The organism is Brevibacillus reuszeri (assembly GCF_001187725.1).
Taxonomy (GTDB): domain Bacteria; phylum Bacillota; class Bacilli; order Brevibacillales; family Brevibacillaceae; genus Brevibacillus; species Brevibacillus reuszeri.
In genome coordinates this window covers 1,051,272-1,068,963 of the sequence record NZ_LGIQ01000009.1, presented here as the reverse complement: position 1 = coordinate 1,068,963, position 17,692 = coordinate 1,051,272, and the positions used below count along the sequence as shown (strand labels likewise).

The 17,692-nt window shown below is 48.4% G+C and carries 18 protein-coding genes; 16 read left to right on the top strand and 2 right to left on the bottom strand.

Going from position 1 to position 17,692, the window contains the following annotated elements:
• Position 1 precedes the first annotated feature (1 nt).
• The 3 genes from cysW (at position 2) to ADS79_RS19315 (ending at position 3,970) form a co-directional block, all read left to right on the top strand.
• Positions 2-868, top strand: coding sequence for a sulfate ABC transporter permease subunit CysW (gene cysW, locus ADS79_RS19325; RefSeq protein WP_049740014.1), 867 nt, complete (start codon positions 2-4; stop codon positions 866-868).
• Complete coding sequence (locus ADS79_RS19320) at positions 865-1,986, top strand: sulfate/molybdate ABC transporter ATP-binding protein (RefSeq protein ID WP_049740013.1); 1,122 nt, start codon at positions 865-867, stop codon at positions 1,984-1,986. The genes cysW and ADS79_RS19320 overlap by 4 nt, the downstream gene beginning before the upstream one ends.
• Positions 1,987-2,356: 370 nt before the next feature.
• Complete coding sequence (locus ADS79_RS19315) at positions 2,357-3,970, top strand: ABC-F family ATP-binding cassette domain-containing protein (protein WP_049741070.1); 1,614 nt, start codon at positions 2,357-2,359, stop codon at positions 3,968-3,970.
• A 97-nt stretch (positions 3,971-4,067) separates the two neighbouring features.
• Here ADS79_RS19315 and ADS79_RS19310 read toward each other — a convergent pair whose 3' ends face one another.
• Positions 4,068-4,253 carry a hypothetical protein gene (locus tag ADS79_RS19310; RefSeq protein WP_049740012.1) on the bottom strand — a complete coding sequence of 62 codons (186 nt, stop codon included), beginning with the start codon at positions 4,251-4,253 and terminating at the stop codon, positions 4,068-4,070.
• 206 nt (positions 4,254-4,459) lie between these two features.
• Here ADS79_RS19310 and ADS79_RS19305 point away from each other — a divergent pair, with 206 nt between their 5' ends.
• The 13 genes from ADS79_RS19305 (at position 4,460) to ADS79_RS19245 (ending at position 16,576) form a co-directional block, all read left to right on the top strand.
• Complete coding sequence (locus ADS79_RS19305; RefSeq protein WP_049741069.1) at positions 4,460-5,725, top strand: M20 family metallo-hydrolase; 1,266 nt, start codon at positions 4,460-4,462, stop codon at positions 5,723-5,725.
• Between the two features lie 167 nt (positions 5,726-5,892).
• Entirely contained in the window at positions 5,893-6,750 is an 858-nt protein-coding gene (locus tag ADS79_RS19300) for a carbon-nitrogen hydrolase family protein (RefSeq protein ID WP_049740011.1), read from the top strand.
• A 37-nt stretch (positions 6,751-6,787) separates the two neighbouring features.
• A complete protein-coding gene (locus tag ADS79_RS19295) occupies positions 6,788-7,456 on the top strand; it encodes a GNAT family N-acetyltransferase (protein WP_049740010.1) in 669 nt (222 codons plus the stop codon).
• Between the two features lie 47 nt (positions 7,457-7,503).
• On the top strand, positions 7,504-8,175 hold the full coding sequence (locus tag ADS79_RS19290) for a hypothetical protein (protein ID WP_049740009.1): 672 nt from the start codon (positions 7,504-7,506) through the stop codon (positions 8,173-8,175).
• Positions 8,176-8,291: 116 nt separating this feature from the next.
• Positions 8,292-8,537: a hypothetical protein gene (locus ADS79_RS19285; RefSeq protein ID WP_049740008.1), complete on the top strand. Its 246-nt coding sequence runs from the start codon at positions 8,292-8,294 to the stop codon at positions 8,535-8,537.
• A gap of 368 nt (positions 8,538-8,905) precedes the next feature.
• Positions 8,906-9,775, top strand: coding sequence for an energy-coupling factor transporter ATPase (locus ADS79_RS19280; protein WP_049740007.1), 870 nt, complete (start codon positions 8,906-8,908; stop codon positions 9,773-9,775).
• Entirely contained in the window at positions 9,772-10,638 is an 867-nt protein-coding gene (locus ADS79_RS19275; RefSeq protein ID WP_049740006.1) for an energy-coupling factor transporter ATPase, read from the top strand. Before ADS79_RS19280 ends, ADS79_RS19275 begins: the two co-directional genes overlap by 4 nt.
• An 11-nt stretch (positions 10,639-10,649) precedes the next feature.
• A complete protein-coding gene (locus ADS79_RS19270) occupies positions 10,650-11,486 on the top strand; it encodes an energy-coupling factor transporter transmembrane component T family protein (protein WP_049740005.1) in 837 nt (278 codons plus the stop codon).
• Positions 11,487-11,546: 60 nt separating this feature from the next.
• On the top strand, positions 11,547-12,104 hold the full coding sequence (locus tag ADS79_RS19265) for an ECF transporter S component (protein WP_049740004.1): 558 nt from the start codon (positions 11,547-11,549) through the stop codon (positions 12,102-12,104).
• Positions 12,105-12,108: 4 nt separating this feature from the next.
• Positions 12,109-13,068, top strand: coding sequence for a P1 family peptidase (locus tag ADS79_RS19260; RefSeq protein ID WP_049740003.1), 960 nt, complete (start codon positions 12,109-12,111; stop codon positions 13,066-13,068).
• Between the two features lie 51 nt (positions 13,069-13,119).
• Entirely contained in the window at positions 13,120-14,337 is a 1,218-nt protein-coding gene (locus tag ADS79_RS19255) for a M20 family metallopeptidase (protein ID WP_049740002.1), read from the top strand.
• A 110-nt stretch (positions 14,338-14,447) separates the two neighbouring features.
• A complete protein-coding gene (locus ADS79_RS19250; protein ID WP_049740001.1) occupies positions 14,448-16,235 on the top strand; it encodes a M3 family oligoendopeptidase in 1,788 nt (595 codons plus the stop codon).
• Between the two features lie 92 nt (positions 16,236-16,327).
• Complete coding sequence (locus ADS79_RS19245) at positions 16,328-16,576, top strand: hypothetical protein (protein ID WP_049740000.1); 249 nt, start codon at positions 16,328-16,330, stop codon at positions 16,574-16,576.
• Between the two features lie 54 nt (positions 16,577-16,630).
• Here the strand turns inward: ADS79_RS19245 and ADS79_RS19240 are convergent, their stop codons facing one another.
• Positions 16,631-17,536: a C40 family peptidase gene (locus ADS79_RS19240; protein WP_049739999.1), complete on the bottom strand. Its 906-nt coding sequence runs from the start codon at positions 17,534-17,536 to the stop codon at positions 16,631-16,633.
• Positions 17,537-17,692: the final 156 nt, after the last annotated feature.

Sequence of the window (17,692 nt, the reverse complement as noted above, 5' to 3'; positions counted from 1 at the left end):
TGTGAAGCATTTGACGGAACCAGCCTATGTGCGCTGGATATTGATTGGTGTTGCCCTCCTGTTCCTTACGCTGTTTCTTATCCTGCCGTTGATCGCGGTATTTACGGAAGCCTTCAAACAAGGCGCAGGAGTTTTTGTCGCCGCGATTGCCGAGCCTGAGACGCTTTCCGCTGTCAAGCTGACTCTATTGGTTGCAGCGATCAGTGTGCCACTCAATGTAACATTCGGGATTGCGGCAGCTTGGGCAATAGCCAAATTTTCATTTCGCGGGAAAAATATCTTGCTTACCCTGATTGATTTGCCTTTTGCAGTCTCTCCTGTGATTGCGGGTCTGATCTTTGTCCTATTGTTCGGCAGTCAAGGCATCCTGGGACCGTGGCTGGACTTGCATGACATCAAGATTATCTTTGCTGTACCGGGCATTGTGCTGGCCACGACGTTTGTGACGTTTCCGTTTGTTGCGCGTGAATTGATCCCGATTATGGAGGCCCAAGGAAAGGACGAAGAGGAAGCTGCGGTTTCGCTTGGAGCGAGTGGGTGGAAGACCTTCCTAAGGGTAACGCTGCCCAATGTCAAATGGGGGCTTTTGTACGGGGTGATTTTGTGCAACGCGCGGGCTATGGGCGAATTCGGTGCCGTATCGGTGGTATCCGGGCACATCCGGGGAATGACGAATACACTGCCGCTGCATGTAGAGATTTTGTACAACGAGTATCAATTTGCTGCTGCTTTTGCTGTTGCGACCTTGCTTGCAGCTTTGGCATTGGTGACGTTGATTGTGAAAAGCTTTATTGAATGGAAAACAGAAAAGCTGTCAGGCGCAGAAGTGGAATCACCATTTGACGTGTCAGAGGAGAGAGCCGGATGAGTATTGAGGTAGAAAACATTAGCAAGTCGTATAAGAGCTTTACCGCCTTGAAAAATGTCAGTCTGCAGATTCCAGAAGGCGAGCTGGTTGCTCTCTTGGGGCCGTCCGGCTCGGGAAAAACGACCCTGCTGCGCCTGATTGCAGGCTTGGAGCAGCCGGAGGAAGGGCGAATTTTGTTTAACGGTGAAGATAATACAAATCGTGATGTACGCGAAAGACGTGTCGGATTTGTTTTTCAGCATTATGCCCTTTTTCGCCATATGAATATTTTTGATAATATCGCCTTTGGTTTGACCGTTCGAACCCGCAAAACAAGACCAAGCAAAGAAGAAATCAAGGAAAAGGTGCATTCTCTGTTAAAGCTTGTGCAACTGGAGGGTTTGGCACATCGCTACCCATCACAGCTCTCCGGTGGGCAGCGTCAACGGGTTGCGTTAGCGCGGGCGCTGGCTGTTGAACCTAAGTTTCTGCTACTGGATGAACCGTTTGGTGCACTGGATACCAAAGTGAGGCAAGAGCTGCGCAGGTGGCTGCGGCATTTGCACGGCAAGCTGGGGCTGACGATTTTGTTCGTCACACACGATCAGGAAGAGGCGATGGAGCTCGCTGACCAGGTTGTCGTTATGAATGAAGGAAGAGTGGAGCAGGTTGGATCGCCCGAAGAGATTTATCATCATCCGGCAAATCCGTTTGTCTACAGCTTCTTGGGGCGCGTCAATCTGTTTCGGGGAAGAGTGCATAACGGCAAAATCAAGCTTGGGGAAGCAGAGTTTGAAACGGAGTGGGAAAACAAGGCAGTGGAGCTTCCCGCCGTCGGTTACATGCGTCCACATGATGTAGAGGTATCACTTCATGCACCGCTAGACACTGCAATCCAGTCCGTGCAAGCGCAAATCAGTCGCATTTCTTTATTGGGGCCAATCGTTCGCCTTGATTTAAAAAGGCTCGATACCAATGAAGTATTCGAAGCCGAAATGAGCCGACAACGCTTTTTGGAGCTGGCTCTTGTAGAGCAAGGAATCGTGCATGTTACCTTTAACAATCTGTCCTTTTATGTAGAAGAGCAGCCATCTGTAACACCAGCACCTACGTTTATACCGCTACAGGTCAGCGTATAGTGAAGCAGGCAAAAAGACAAAACAAACCGGTCAAGGGGCAAGTCGGGACCGGTTTGTCGTTATGCCATGCATTACTCTCCGCGTTGCTTGGAGCGTGTTTCTGCTTTGCCTACCGTTGTGGAAGACCTTGTTTGCGACGGATTTTCTTTGTTGCCCATTTCGTTTTTGACACCATTTTTTTTGGACATGGTCACAGGCCTCCTTTCTCATGGATGAGTGATCTCGGATAGCTTTCCCTCATTACAGGCTTTCTATATGCCAGGAAAAACAAAACAGCTCTGGTCGAAAACTGGCCATTGTTTTTGCAAAATGAGGCTTTCTCTGGTAAGATAAGTGATTGAACGATTCAAAAAAGGCAGGTATTGCGACGATGATAAGCACTCAGAACGTGACGCTGCGCTACGGCAAGCGCGCACTGTTTGAAGATGTATCCATTAAGTTTACCCCTGGTAACTGTTACGGCCTCATCGGTGCGAACGGTGCAGGGAAGTCCACATTCGTGAAAATCCTCTCTGGAGAGATCGACCCGACGAGTGGCAACGTATCCGTAACGCCAGGTGAGCGTATCGCTGTATTGAAGCAAAACCACTTTGAATTCGATGATTTCGAAGTGTTGAAAACAGTCATCATGGGTCATAAACGTCTGTATGAAATCATGGAAGAGAAAACCGCTCTGTACATGAAGGAAGACTTCTCAGAAGAAGATGGAAACCGTGCTTCTCAGCTGGAAGGCGAATTTGAGGAACTGAACGGCTGGATGGCAGAGGCAGATGCGGCGAGCCTTTTGATTGGGCTCGGCATTCCTACTGATTTGCATGACAAGCTGATGAAGGACCTGTCAGGTACAGAAAAGGTACGGGTTCTTTTAGCGCAAGCGCTCTTCGGAAACCCGCATATTCTGCTGCTGGATGAGCCGACCAACCACTTGGACATCGAATCGATCCGCTGGTTGGAAAACTTCCTGGCTGATTATGAAAACACCGTTATTGTCGTTTCCCATGACCGTCACTTCCTGAACAAAGTGTGCACGCACATCGCCGATATCGACTTCGGCAAGATTCAAATGTACGTGGGTAACTACGATTTCTGGTACGAATCCAGCCAATTGGCACTGAAAATGGTTCGTGATCAGAATAAGAAAAAAGAAGAAAAAATGAAGGAATTGCAGGAGTTTATTGCGCGCTTTTCTGCCAATGCCTCCAAATCCAAGCAGGCGACCTCACGGAAAAAGCTGCTGGAGAAAATCACGTTGGATGATATCCGTCCATCCAGCCGCAAATATCCATTCATTAATTTCAAGCCAGAGCGTGAAGCAGGCAAAAATCTGTTGGCTACAGAAGCTCTTAGCAAAACCATCGAGGGCGAAAAGCTGTTTGAAAACCTTCATATCACTATCAACAAAGGGGATAAAGTGGCATTCGTCGGTCCAAATGAGCTGGCAAAAACTACATTCTTCCAAGTGGTATCAGGTGAACTTCAACCAGATAACGGTTCCTTCGAATGGGGTATTACGACTTCCCAAGCGTATTTCCCGAAAGACAATGCGGAGTATTTCAATTCAGACCTGAGCCTGGTAGACTGGCTGCGTCAATACTCTAAAGATCAAGACGAGACGTTTATTCGTGGCTTCCTTGGTCGCATGCTCTTCTCTGGTGACGAAGCCCTGAAAAAAGCAAACGTACTGTCCGGGGGAGAAAAGGTCCGCTGCATGCTGTCCAAAATGATGCTGGCAAGCGCCAACGTATTGATCATGGACGAACCTACGAACCACTTGGATTTGGAATCCATTACAGCACTGAACAATGGTTTGATCGACTTTGACGGCACTTTGCTGTTCGTCTCTCATGACCATCAGTTCGTGCAAACAATCGCGAACCGCATCATCGAGTTCACACCAAAAGGCGTCATTGATAAGATGATGACGTACGACGAGTATCTGGAAAGCGATGAAATCAAAAAACTGCGTGACGAGCATTACGCTTAATCGCTAGCATAACAATCAGGAAAAAGCCTTTGGCGGCGCTAGGTAGCGACGAACCAAAGGCTTTTTCTCAGTGTACTTTCTACTGGGTATGAAAAACTCAGGGATTGGGCTCACCCATAAACTCAATTTTGTTCAAAAAAGCCTCCTTACTGGTAAAGATGAGCCGTTCCTTGCGAGGAATAGTAAAAAAGACAATGATATATTGATCATCGATATATTCCACGATGCCGCGTTTTTTCGGTCTATCGATTGTTCTTACAGGCTTGTTCAACCATTCATTCATATATGTTCCCCCTACGTGACTCTTCCTCCTTATTATACCAATATCACAGCTAATCCCATAGGGCGTTAACAGTCTCAGTGTGTTTGAACAAAAAGAAGTGATGGGTGTGCTAGGAGCGGGACGAGTTGAATACCATTTTGGAAGAGGCTCATACAAAAGACCCATGTAAGAGCATGGTCCAAAAAGAAGGAGGCTACACCAGGATGATGGATGGCAATACCAAACGTCTAACGATAAATACGACGCGTCTGCAAAGCCGAATTGAACAATTATCGCAAATCGGGAAGATCGGAGAAACTGGCGTATGTCGATTAGCATTGTCCAAAGAGGATCGTGCAGGTGTCGAGCTGGTACGCAGCTGGATGGATGAGGCAGGGCTCAAAACAAGGGTCGATCACTTTGGCAATCTGATTGGTCGAATGCAGGGTGCCTATGAAGATGCGCCCGTACTCATGATCGGCTCTCATATTGACTCGCAGCCTTATGGTGGACGCTTTGATGGTGTCATTGGCGTGCTGGGAGGGCTGGAAGTCATTCAGACCATGCGTGAGCAAGGAGTGATTCCGCAACAGCCGATTGAATTGGTCGCATTTTGTGATGAAGAAGGATGCCGTTTTCAAAAAGGCTTGTTCGGCTCCTGGGGGATGATTGGCAAAATCGATCCAGAAGATTTGGAGCGTACAGACAAAAATGGCATCTCACGCAGACAAGCGCTACTTGAGTTTGGCTGCGATCCTGCGCGTTTGGAGGAATCCTGCTACGCGGAAGGTAGCATCGGAGCCTATCTGGAGCTGCATATTGAGCAGGGACCGATCCTCGACAATGACGAGGAGCCTGTCGGCATCGTAACAGCGATCTCAGGTCCTTTGTGGTGGACAGTAGAAATGACGGGCTTCGCAGGACACGCAGGCTCTGTTCCGATGTACATGCGAAAGGATGCTTTGTTAGGGGCAGCAAAGGTAATTACGGCACTAAATGAGCTGGCAAAGCTGGATGCTTCTGCGCCGACCGTAGGTACAGTCGGTCATTTGCAGGTGTTCCCGGATTCCCGCAACATTATTCCGGAGCGAGTCCGGTTTACAGTGGATTTGCGTGATATTGACCTAGAGAGGCGCAATGCGCGCGAGCAAGCGCTGCGAGAGGTGATTGAGCTTGCAGCCATGGAGGGCGGGCTCACTTATACCATTACAGAGGATACAAATAGTGTACCGCGCTACTGCGCAGAATGGATAAAACAGATCCTGCGTGACCAGAGCAAAGAAATGGGTCTTACTCCGCCAGAGCTGATGAGTGGCCCGTTCCACGATGCCTTAGCGCTTTCCTATGCATGTGATTATGCAATGATTTTTGTCCGCTGCAAGGACGGAATCAGCCATAATCCTCAGGAGTATTCTTCCTACGAAGATATCGCACTCGGGACCGAGCTTTTGTACAGAACTGCGGTGCAAATTGCCTGCCGTGAATATCAGTAAAGACCAGTCATCCATCTTGAGAGAGGTGGATGGCTTTTTCGTTCAATTGAAAGGGGACTTTGCTGATCGTTTTTGATATATTTAAATCATAAAGGTGGTTTAAAAACTCGTCTTTATTCAAGGTGATAGAACACGTACTATTAGTAAAGTGGAAGGGAAGAAATGGAATGAAAATGCGCGTTTCTGCTGTGCAGTACCATTTGCACACCATACATAGCTTTGATGATTTTGCTGCACAAGTGGAGCATTTCGTAAAAAATGCTCAAGAGTACGATACAGAGTTTCTTCTATTCCCGGAGTTGTTTACGACTCAGCTAATGTCAATTGGGGATGAGAATGGCAATGCTCTTCCCATCACAGCCTTGCCGTCCTTTACCGAGCAATACATAGAGTTGTTCAAATCGTTGGCTGCCAAATACGAAATGTATCTGATTGGCGGCACACACATCATTGAAGAACAAGGAAAGCTCTACAATACGGCATTCCTGTTTTACCCGGATGGTCGCGTAGGCCAACAAAAAAAGATTCATATTACGCCATGGGAAGTCAAAGGCTGGAATATGGGAGCCGGAGACTCCTTGCAAATTTTTGAAACCGACAAAGGCAAAGTCGCGATGATCATTTGCTACGATATCGAGTTCCCTGAGTGGGTGCGGATCGCAAAAGCCCGGGGTGCTGATGTCATTTTCTGCCCATCCTGCACGGATGATCGTCATGCCTTCCATCGTGTTCGCTATACCAGTCACGCTCGGACGATTGAGAATCAGGTATATGTCGTGTTGACAGGAACGGTAGGCTCCCTGCCGACAGTCGATTTTATGCGGGCGAATTTCGGACAAGCTGCCATCCTCACACCAAATGATATTCCGTTCCCACCAAGTGGCGTTCTGGCAGAAGGCGAAATCAACAACGATATGCTCGTGACGGCTGATCTGGATATCCAGCTGTTGTATGATGTGCGGGAAAAAGGATCAGTAACAACATGGCGTGACCGCCGCACCGATCTGTACACAGATTGGAAGTAGGATACTTGCAGATATAATCGGGAACAGGAGGATGGTCATGTACCGCAAAGAGCTGTATGTGCTTGACGGAGACAAGCCTCGCCGAGCTGTAATCCGCAACTATACACAATCGGATTTTTTCGAGTTGATTCAGATACAGGCAGAGAGCTTTCCGCCGCCGTATCCTTCGGAGCAATGGTGGAATCAGGAACAGCTGACCAACCATGTCACACTTTTTCCTGAAGGAGCGATTTGCGTTGAAATAGACGGTGTGCTGGCTGGATCCATGACAGCCCTGATGGTTTCGTTTGATCCTGCCCATCCTGAACATAGCTGGGGAGAAGTGACGGATGAAGGTTATATTCGTAACCACAATCCGCATGGAGATACGCTGTACATCGTAGATTTATGTATTCGTCCACGCCATCGCAAGCTGGGATTGGGCCAGCTGATGATGCAGGCCATGTACGAGCTGGTGGTGCATAAAGGCTTGAAGCGATTGCTTGGTGGGGGACGTATGCCGGGCTATGGACGGCATGCAGATACACTGACTCCTCAGCAATATTTGGAGAAAATCGTATCTGGTGAGCTCAAAGACCCGGTGATCTCCTTTCTCATGCGCTGTGGTCGAACCCCTGTTCAGGCTGTATCTAATTATTTGGAGGACAAGGAGTCACACAATTGCGCAGCGTTGATGGAATGGAAAAATCCGTTTCAAAACCACTAACCGTCATGAAAGACGATTTACCTTTACCATATAGGAGGCATTTATTTATGGAATTCGCACGTATTACACACATTGACAACCCACTTTTTGCAAAAATGCACCGCTTGATGCAAGGAGTATTCCCACCAGAGGAAGTACTGGATTACGATCTGTGGAAGGAACCGTTGGAAGATCCGGGTATCCGCGTCTTTGTTGCGGTTCATGAAGGAGAAGTGGTGGGAGCCACAGAATATCGTTATTACACGGATATGAATGTTGCAATGACAGACTTCACGATCATTGGCAGAGAAGGACTTGGCGTTGGGCGTTTTCTGGCGAGAGAGCGTCAAAAGGACCTTCTCGCACTCGCTTCCGAAAATGGCAAAGAGCTGTATGGTATGTTCGCTGAAATTTATGATCCATATCGTGTAGAAGAGCATGCATTCGGTGGAATCAAACCGATGGACCCGTTCGTTCGCCGGGAAGTGCTGTCTCATCTGGGCTACAAGCGCACCAACTTTACGTATGTTCATCCGTCCTGGCAAAATGACGGCGAAGCGGTAGCAGGGCTGGATCTGGGCTTCATGCCAACGAACGAAGACCAAACGACGCTGGAAGTAGAGCTGATTGTGACCTTCCTCAAACGCTACTATGCCGTACTTCCACAAAAGCCGCAAGCTTGGCTCGACATGGTGGCAGAGCTGGAGACAAAGCAATCCGTAGAGCTGCTCCCAATTTAATACGAACATCATGAACCGACTCTCCTGTGGAGCTAAAACTGTTTTAGTTTCACGGGAGATTTTTTTCTCCGGCCGTCTGCCCGAAAGAAGTTTAACAGAAGAGGAGTGAGAAGGAATTGAATGCACAAAGCATGGCCGCCATATTACTGTATATGGCTGTTATTTTACATTTGGTAGGTATGAGCGGATGGGTAGTCCCCAAGCTGTCCCAGTCGATCGAGCTCGCAACACTCGCCTTTATGCTGACAGCTCTTATTGCTTTGCGAAAGAAAAAGAGAAAGACGAAGAGAAGGCCACGCAAGCCACCTGCTGAAGTTGAGGTTATGCTTGACCAGGCGCAGGAGGGAGAGGCCGGCAAGTGATATACACGATCAAAGTGGAGCAAGGAGGCTACTGGTAGTTACATTTATTATGTGGCTGACGAAAAGGGAAGTAGATTTGTATAGGAGAATTTTGGAAGTGGAAAAAGGAAACACGGGAGAGGCAGCGAAGATTTTGGGAATGGGCCGATCTCTCTGTGAACAAAGTTCGAGCACGATGGAGAACCATATCGCGTTGCAAATGCAACATAAGTAGTGCAACCTGCAACAATCAAAAAGGGTGAACGGGCAATAATTAACTGAAAATTTCAAACATAATGACTTGGCATGGTTGTTGCTAATGAGATTGATAGGAAATCAAGCGTAGTGATTTTGAACCACACGAATCCCGTACAAAGTGAGGGGAGTACATGTCTACACAGCCAATCATTCGAGTTGAGAACGTCTCGTTTGCGTATCAGTTAAACCAAGACCAGCAGGTTCCTGTGCTGCAAAACGTCTCCCTCGAGGTGTTTCCCGGAGAGTATGTAGCCATTATTGGTCATAACGGGTCAGGAAAATCGACCTTATCCAAACATTTGAATGGAATTTTGACTCCAAAAGAAGGCGATGTCTTCGTAAACGGAATCAATACCCGTGAAAAGGAACGCATTCATGAAGTGAGAAGTCGAGTAGGAATGGTATTTCAGCATCCGGATAATCAGATCGTTGCAACAATCGTTGAGGATGATGTGGCATTTGGGCTAGAGAATATTGGAACCGCCGAGGAAGAAATGAAGGAGCGTATTGATTTTGCGCTGGAAGCAGTGGGGATGAGTGCATTTCGTCATCGACCGCCCCATCATTTGTCAGGTGGTCAAAAGCAGCGCATCGCCATCGCAGGGATTTTGGCGATGAAGCCGCAATGTCTGGTTCTAGATGAAGCGACGAGCATGCTGGATAGCTATGGTCGACAGGACATTCTCACGGTTGTTCGCAAGCTGCATAGTGAAGGAATGACGATCGTCACGGTTACCCATCACATGACGGAGGTAGCAGAAGCAGATCGCGTCGTCGTGATGGAAGGGGGCAAAATCGTGCTTCAAGGAACACCGCGAGAAGTTTTTGCCCATCAGGATAGGCTTCAGGAGCTGCACCTGGACGTACCGGATGCGAGCAGGATCGCCGCATTGGTTCATTCAGAGTGTCCGTCGTTTTCTCCCGATTTGATTCATAACGAAGAAGTAGTAGCAGAAGTGAATAGTGTGTATGTCAGAAGAGCGGAGGCGAGCGGAACATGACGCAAACAAGCCCGATGGTCTCAGTAAAAAATCTATCCCATGTTTACATGCAGGGAACTCCTTTGCAGCACCGTGCCTTGGATCAGGTCGATCTCGAAGTGGCAGAAGGCGAGTGCCTGGCGATCATCGGCCATACAGGCTCTGGAAAATCAACACTCATCCAGCATTTTAACGGTCTCATTCGCCCACAATCCGGTTCAGTCGTCATCAATGGATTGGATGTATCACAGCCAAAGCTCGATATTCGCACGCTGCGACGTCAGGTAGGGCTGGTGTTTCAAAATCCGGAAGATCAGCTGTTTGAAAAGCTGGTAGGGGATGATGTTGCATATGGCCCGTTTAAAATGGGCTTGCCGCTGGAAGAGGTAAGACGGCGGGTCCATTGGGCGATGGAGCTGGTCGGGCTGTCGTTTCAGGAGATGAAGGATCGTCCTACGTTTGCGCTCAGTGGCGGACAGAAGCGCAAGGTTGCACTGGCAGGTGTGCTTTCTTTGCAGCCCAAGGTGCTCGTACTGGATGAACCGACAGCAGGGCTTGACCCACGTTCGCGCAAAGAACTGCTGGAGCGAATCCGCGGATTGAACCGGGAGGAAAAGCTGACGGTTATCTTTGTATCTCACAACATGGAGGAGGTAGCGCAGCTTGCCGATCGTGTGTATGTGATGGCAAACGGCAAAGCTGTCTTGGATGGTACTCCACGCCAAATTTTTGGAAATCAGCAATTATTGCGTGATCATCATATTGGTACACCAGAATCGGTAGACATTTTGTACCGTTTGCGCGAAGAGGGGTATGAAATGGATCCAGGCGCCTATTTACCGGAAGATGCTGCACTCGAAATTTTAAAACTGATTAAGCGATAGGAGGGATCAAGATGTCAGCGGAATTTGAATTGACACGTAATATTACGATTGGCCAGTATTTGCCTACCGGATCAGTCGTCCATCGTCTTGACCCGCGGTTTAAGCTGGCTGCTTTTGTTGTAATGATCCTGGCTATCGCCATTTGCAATACGTACATTGGCAATTTGTTTGCTTTGGCGATTTGTACCTGGATGTTTTCCGTCTCCAAAATCCCCCTTCACTACGGAATTTCAGGGATTAAGCCGGCGGTACCGTTTATTATTATTCTCGCAATCATGCAGCTTCTTTTTTACGGCGAAATCGCCAATGGAGGTACGATTTATTTGAAGTACGGGTTTGTCACTATTTCCAGCGAAAGTATTCGACTGGTAGTCGTATCTGCGATGCGCTTCGTCGAGGTCATCTTTCTATCCAGTGTGCTGACGCTGAGCACGTCTACGACAGAGCTTACGCATGGGATGGAAAGACTGCTTGGCCCACTGGAAAAAGTCAAATTTCCCGTTCATGCCTTTGCTTTGATCATTACAATCGCAATTCGCTTCGTGCCGACCTTTGCCATGGAGATGGAAAAAATGATGAAGGCACAAGCATCTCGTGGTGCAGACTTTGGGACGGGAGAATGGTGGCGTATTGTACGCAGAACCAAGGATATGTTTCCGATCATTATCCCGCTCTTTAACGTGGCCTTGGCCAGAGCAGAGGACCTGATTCTTGCGATGGAAGCCAGATGCTACGTGCCAGGTGCTTCCCGAACCCGGTTCGCACATTACAAAGCAACCAGTAAAGATTATCTCGCAATCCTTTTCAGTGTTGTCATTTCTGTGATCATGCTTGGAATACCGTTTTAGTAGGCGGGAGTTCTCCCTTTTTGGGGATTCCAGATAGATGGAGATAAAGGAGGAGTACGCATGGAGAAGGGCTTGACGGTACGAAGGATCGTAATTGCAGGTGTCTTGGGGGCGATAGCGATTTTGCTAGGTGTTACGCGTCTTGGCTACATCCCGGTTCCAACAGCGGCAGGGAATGCCACGATTATGCACATTCCGGCAGTAATCGGCGGTATCATGGAGGGATGGGGCGTTGGTATGATCATCGGTCTCATTTTTGGAGTATCTTCTTTTTTAAACGCCACCGTTCCCTTGTTTAAAGACCCGCTTGTAGCGATTTTACCGCGCTTGTTTATCGGGGTCACCGCCTACTTGACGTACGTGGGTCTGAAAAACGTCAATCAGTATCTGGCGATTGGGGCTGCAGGCTTCATTGGTGCAATGACCAATACCATTCTGGTGCTTGGAATGGCTGTTATTCGCGGCTACATGCCATTTGGCGTAGCGACAACGGTAGCGGTCACCAGTGGTTTGCCTGAAGCGATTGTCTCGGTTATCGTCACACTGGCAGTTGTGGCGGCATGGAAAAAGATTGGTTCAGCAGGAAGACAAAAGTCGAAAATTTCAGGAGATTTGTGAGCGAATGACTGGAACGATTGTTGATGTGCCCGGAGTAAAGGTAGGGCACGCTCAAAACGAAGAAGCGCTAACAGGATGCAGTGTGATCATGCTAGATCGACCGTCTGTATGCGGCGTGGATGTCCGGGGTTCTGCCCCGGGCACACGCGAGACGGATTTGCTCGACCCTGTAAATCTCGTCAACGCTGTTCATGCGATTTGTTTATCGGGAGGAAGCGCATATGGACTGGATGCAGCGACAGGGGTCATGCAGTATTTGGAGGAACAAGGCATTGGGCTAGAGGTTGGTTTTGGCGTGGTGCCAATCGTGCCAGCGGCTGTACTGTTTGATTTGGCAGTGGGTGATCACAGAATTCGTCCGGATCGCACGATGGGGTTCCAAGCAGCGACAGCCGCAAGTAATGAGACCTGCCCGCAAGGAAACGTCGGAGCGGGAACAGGAGCCACGGTTGGCAAGCTGAATGGGTTTGCAAATGCCATGAAAAGCGGCTTGGGATCAGCTTCGATTACCCTGCCCAACGGTTTGGTTGTGGGGGCACTGGTTGCAGTCAATGCAGTCGGGCATGTGATGGAGCCGGAGAACGGTCAAATACTTGCCGGACCACGAGATGACGAGGGCAATATCCGGGATAGTGTTGAAGTGATGAAGGCTCACACATTTTCGCCTATTCCGCCAGGCACGAATACAACGATCGCCGTGGTAGCCAGCAATGCTACGCTGACAAAAGCAGAAGCAAAAAAGGTGGCGCAAATGGCCCATGACGGTCTTGCACGTACAATTCGACCGATCCACACGATGTTTGACGGAGATACCATTTTCGCTGTTGCCACGGGTGGTATCGAGACCTCTGTTGATCTCATCGGCACTCTGTCTGCAGACGTGCTCGCAGAAGCTGTCATACAAGCAGTCAAATCAGCTAAGGCAGCAGGAGGACTTCCTTCTCATAGCAGTATTCACAGGTAGCCAATCCGTTTTCTTATCACACAAAAGGATGCAAAAGGAGAGGATTTTCCAATGAACCAGGTTGTTTCCTTTGTAGACGAACAGGAAGTTGTCCGCTTGACGCAGGAGCTCATCCGGATTCCAAGTGTTTTCCGACCTGAACAGCCAGGAGCAAACGAAGAACGCGTAGCTCTTTTTGTAGCCGATTACCTGCGAAACATGGGGATGCAAGTATTCTACGAAGAGGTAGTTCCGGGAAGGCCGAATGTAATTGCTTTTTACGACTCAGGCAGACCAGGTAAAACGCTATTGTTTGAGGCGCACACAGATGTTGTTACAGAGGGGGATCGCGAAGCCTGGAGCTATGATCCTTTTGGAGGACAAATCTCTGGCGGTCGCATTTATGGACGCGGCTCCTGCGATACCAAAGGCAATCTGGCTGCGGCCATCTGTGCAGTCAAAGCTATTCAACGATCCAAAGAGACATTCACTGGGAAAATTCTCTTATGCATACCGTGTGATGAAGAAGGCATGATGATCGGCATTAAAGATTTCATTCGTCGAGGCTGGGCGAATCATGTGGATGCCGCCATTATTTGTGAGCCGGAAGAAAATCAGCTCTGCATCACACAAAAAGGGGCCATGCGGGCGATACTACGAACGTATGGCAAAATGGCGCACGGGGCCATGCCCTTGACTGGAATCAATCCGAATACACGTATGGCACGTGCGATTGTAGCCCTGGAGGAGCTGGAGCGAAAAGAAATGGCGCGTCTCGGACAGCATTCCATGCTCGGGTGGCCGAGTATTACGCCGACCATTTTACAAGCCCCGGTAAAAGGCGATGCCCAGATCAATGTCGTTCCTGATCAGTGTATGACGACGCTGGATATCCGCACAGTGCCCGGTCAAGATCATGATGAGCTGCGCCATGAAATGCAGGAAATACTGGATTGTTTGGCTAGAGAGGACGACAAGTTCAAAGCGACGCTTGAGGTGATCGAAGAACGTCCGTGGACGCTGACGGGGATGGAAGAAGAAGTCGTACGAGCCGTCGCGAGCTCCTACCAGGAAATTACGAAAAAGGAGCCTGTCTACAATGGAGTACCGGGAGCGACAGATGGTACCTTTTTACACAAAGCGGGCATTCCGATATTAACGACGGGAGCTGGAGATCGCCATATTCCGCATCATGCGGACGAATACGTCGATATCGATCAGCTCGTAGAGTCGACCCAGCTCTTTGCCTTATCTGCCTTGACCTATCTTACTCAACCGGTCCGCGCTTAAAAAGCATACCCTGCCAAATTGCTGGCAGGGTTTTTTTGCTAAAAACTTGCTCAATCCATCCAATTTTTTTTACAATGGTAGAGTACATAAGTTGAAGGAGGCACGTGCCCATGGATATGCGCTGGAATTTAGACGTTCTCTATACGTCATTCGACTCGCCTGAGTGCAAGGCTGATTGGGAAAAACTATGCCGTGAGATGGACGAGTTAAAAAGTTGGGCCGGGCAAAATCTGCAAACGAAAGAAGCTGCCGTTGCCAAAATCGAGACCTACCTCACAAAATTGACTGCTACCCTGCAAACACAAGCACGTCTATACAGCTATGCAGAATTGACTGCAAGCGTTGACGCGAAAAATACAGATGCTTTGCAGTTGATCGAGCGTATTCAGGATCAGACAGTGGATTTGGTGGAGCCAGAGGTCCAGTTCAAAAAATGGTTAGGATCTTTAGAAAATTTGGAAGCGCTTATCGCAGAGTCTTCTCTGCTGGAAACGCATCGCTTCTTTTTGATTGAATTGGCCGAGCAGAGCAAGCATATGCTCAGCGAAAAAGAGGAAATCATCCTGGCCAAAATGAAAAATACCGGCTCGAATGCATGGACCAAGCTGCAGGAGATGCTGACATCGACTCTCTTGGTTGAGATCACGGTAGATGGCGAGAAGAAACAACTGCCATTGCCAGTTGTACGCAACATGGCGTACGAAAAAGATGCCCATGTCCGTAAAACCGCGTATGAAGCAGAGCTTGCCGCTTACAAAAAGATTGAGGAGTCCTCTGCCGCCAGCTTGAACGGAATTAAAGGCGAAGTGATTACGGTGGCAAAGCTGCGTGGTTATGAGTCAGCGCTTGACAAAACGCTCAAGGATTCGCGGATGGACAAAGAGACGCTAGACGCGATGCTTACAGCAATGCGCGAAAGTCTGCCAGCATTCCATACTTATTTCCGCAAAAAGGCGGAGCTTCTGGGACATGCAAATCGCCAGCTTCCGTTTTATGACCTGTTCGCTCCAGTGGGGGAAGCTGATATGCGCTTTCGTTATCAGGAAGCACGCGATTTTATCGTAAAGCATTTTGGTAGCTTTAGCGAAAAACTGGCGAACTATGCAGCACGTGCCTTTGATAACAAATGGATTGACGCAGAAACTCGCGAAGGAAAGCGGGGAGGGGCATTCTGCTACAATCTGCACTTCATTCGCGAAAGCCGTATTATGGCAAACTACACGGGTAGCTACAACGATGTAAGCACTCTCGCCCATGAGCTGGGTCATGGCTATCACGGAGAATGTCTGATAGACGAAGCATTTTTAAACAGTGATTACCCAATGCCGATTGCAGAAACAGCTTCGATTTTGTGCGAAACGATCATTGCTAATGCGGCCCTGGAACAGGCGACACCAGACGAGGCTTTTGCCATTCTCGAAAATGATATTTCTGGCTCAAGCCAAGTTATTGTCGACATCTATAGTCGCTACCTGTTTGAGACGGAGCTTTTTGCTCGCCGTGAGAATGGATCGTTGTCCGTGCAGGAGCTAAAGGATATCATGCTGCAGGCACAAAAGGATGCCTATGGCGAAGGGCTGGACCCGTCGATTCTTCACCCGTACATGTGGGTATGCAAGCCTCATTACTACAGCGCCGATTATAACTTCTACAATTTCCCATACGCGTTTGGCCTGTTGTTTGCAAAAGGTTTGTACGCCGAGTATTTGAAACGCGGTGACGCCTTTGTCGGGCAGTATGACCAGCTGCTCTCCGTAACTGGTAAGCAAAGCATCGCAGATGTAGCCGCGATTATGGATGTCGATGTGCGCTCTGTGGAATTTTGGCGCAACTCCCTGGCTTTGATTGCCAAAGATATTGAAACCTTCGTAGAGCTGGCGTCTTCTCGCCAAAAATAAAAGCAAAACCGTCCGAGATAATCGGGCGGTTTTTTTGCGCATAGTCAGGTGCCTACGTGGAGAAAGTAAGTAAAAACAAATGAGGTGATAACGTGGTAAACGGATTGCAATTACTTGACCTACTACGGGAAACGGAGAACAAAATGCTGCATTTACATAGAGCGATCGACAGGGTGAGCAGTGAACCGGACTTCAAAGAGTCGGTCAGCGTCTTAACTGTAGTGGTCAGAGACTATCAGCTCCAGCTCGATAAAATGAAGCAGGCACTCGGTAAAATCGAAATCGGAGCCAACCAGCAGCAAATTTCTCAGCAGACATCTCAAAATACAGAGACGCATTAATGAAAAGGCCCACTTTCTTTCTGTACGAGACAGGAGAAGTGGGCTGTTTTCTTGCTATTGGAACTGGATATAACGTTTTGCGCCATAAAACGGATAGAGCTTGTGCATGTATTCCACTTTTCCATAACGCACATCGTCGCCATTCGCATGGACAATCGTTCCGTTTCCGAGATAAATTGCCACGTGAGATACGCGTCCTTTTCCAAGCGCATCATAGAACAGAAGATCACCTGGCTGTGCTTCATCCAACGAAACAGCTTGTCCACCATTAAATTGATCTTCGGAAGTGCGAGGAAGTGTAACCCCGAGCTGGTTAAAAACGTAAGAAGTAAAGCCGCTGCAATCAAAACCGTTTGGTGTCGTTCCACCCAAAACATATGGGGTTTTGAGCAGGGGAGTGAAAATACTTTCCAGACGTCCAAGACTAGCGGAGTCTATGTCTCCAGACATTACCGGTAAGGAAGATAGCTTTGCGCTCAAAAATTCTGTAGCGACATAGGCTTCGTCGTCCTCAAACTCAATTTTTGTCCATTCACTGCCTGTTTCGAGTACTTCCACTAGCGAACCGAATTTCAATTTTCCAAGGATTTTTGCATCCGTAGAAGGTTTCTTGCGAACGTTCAGGACATCGCCTGTGACGCGCGCCTTTTCTCCTGCTGTAATCCCTTCCGATTCAGAGTGGGACTGGTTGTTGCCTTCAATCACATCTGGCGGTGCAGCTTCATCCACAGAGTCCGACAAGCCTGTCGTTGGCAGTGACAATGTTTGACCAATCGACAGTTGATCTGTATGGAGCTGGTTCACTTGGATCAGTTGGTCTACGGTTGTATGGTTCTCGCGTGCAATTTTACTGAGAGTATCACCTGCTGACACCACATAAGCGGGAGAGGCTGCGTGGGCAGCTGTAGGCAGCAGAGTGAAGAGGGCGAGGAGGGTGAATACCTTCGAAGTGTGTTTCATGTCATCGTCTCCACCAATCTACTAATTTCTGCATATCTAGATAAAATTCTAGCGGATTTTGGTTGGTAAATCTATGAAAAAATAATCTTTTAAAAAACTTTTTGTGAACTCTTGCAATCTTAAATATGTTCGTGCTATATTACAAGGGTCCTTTTG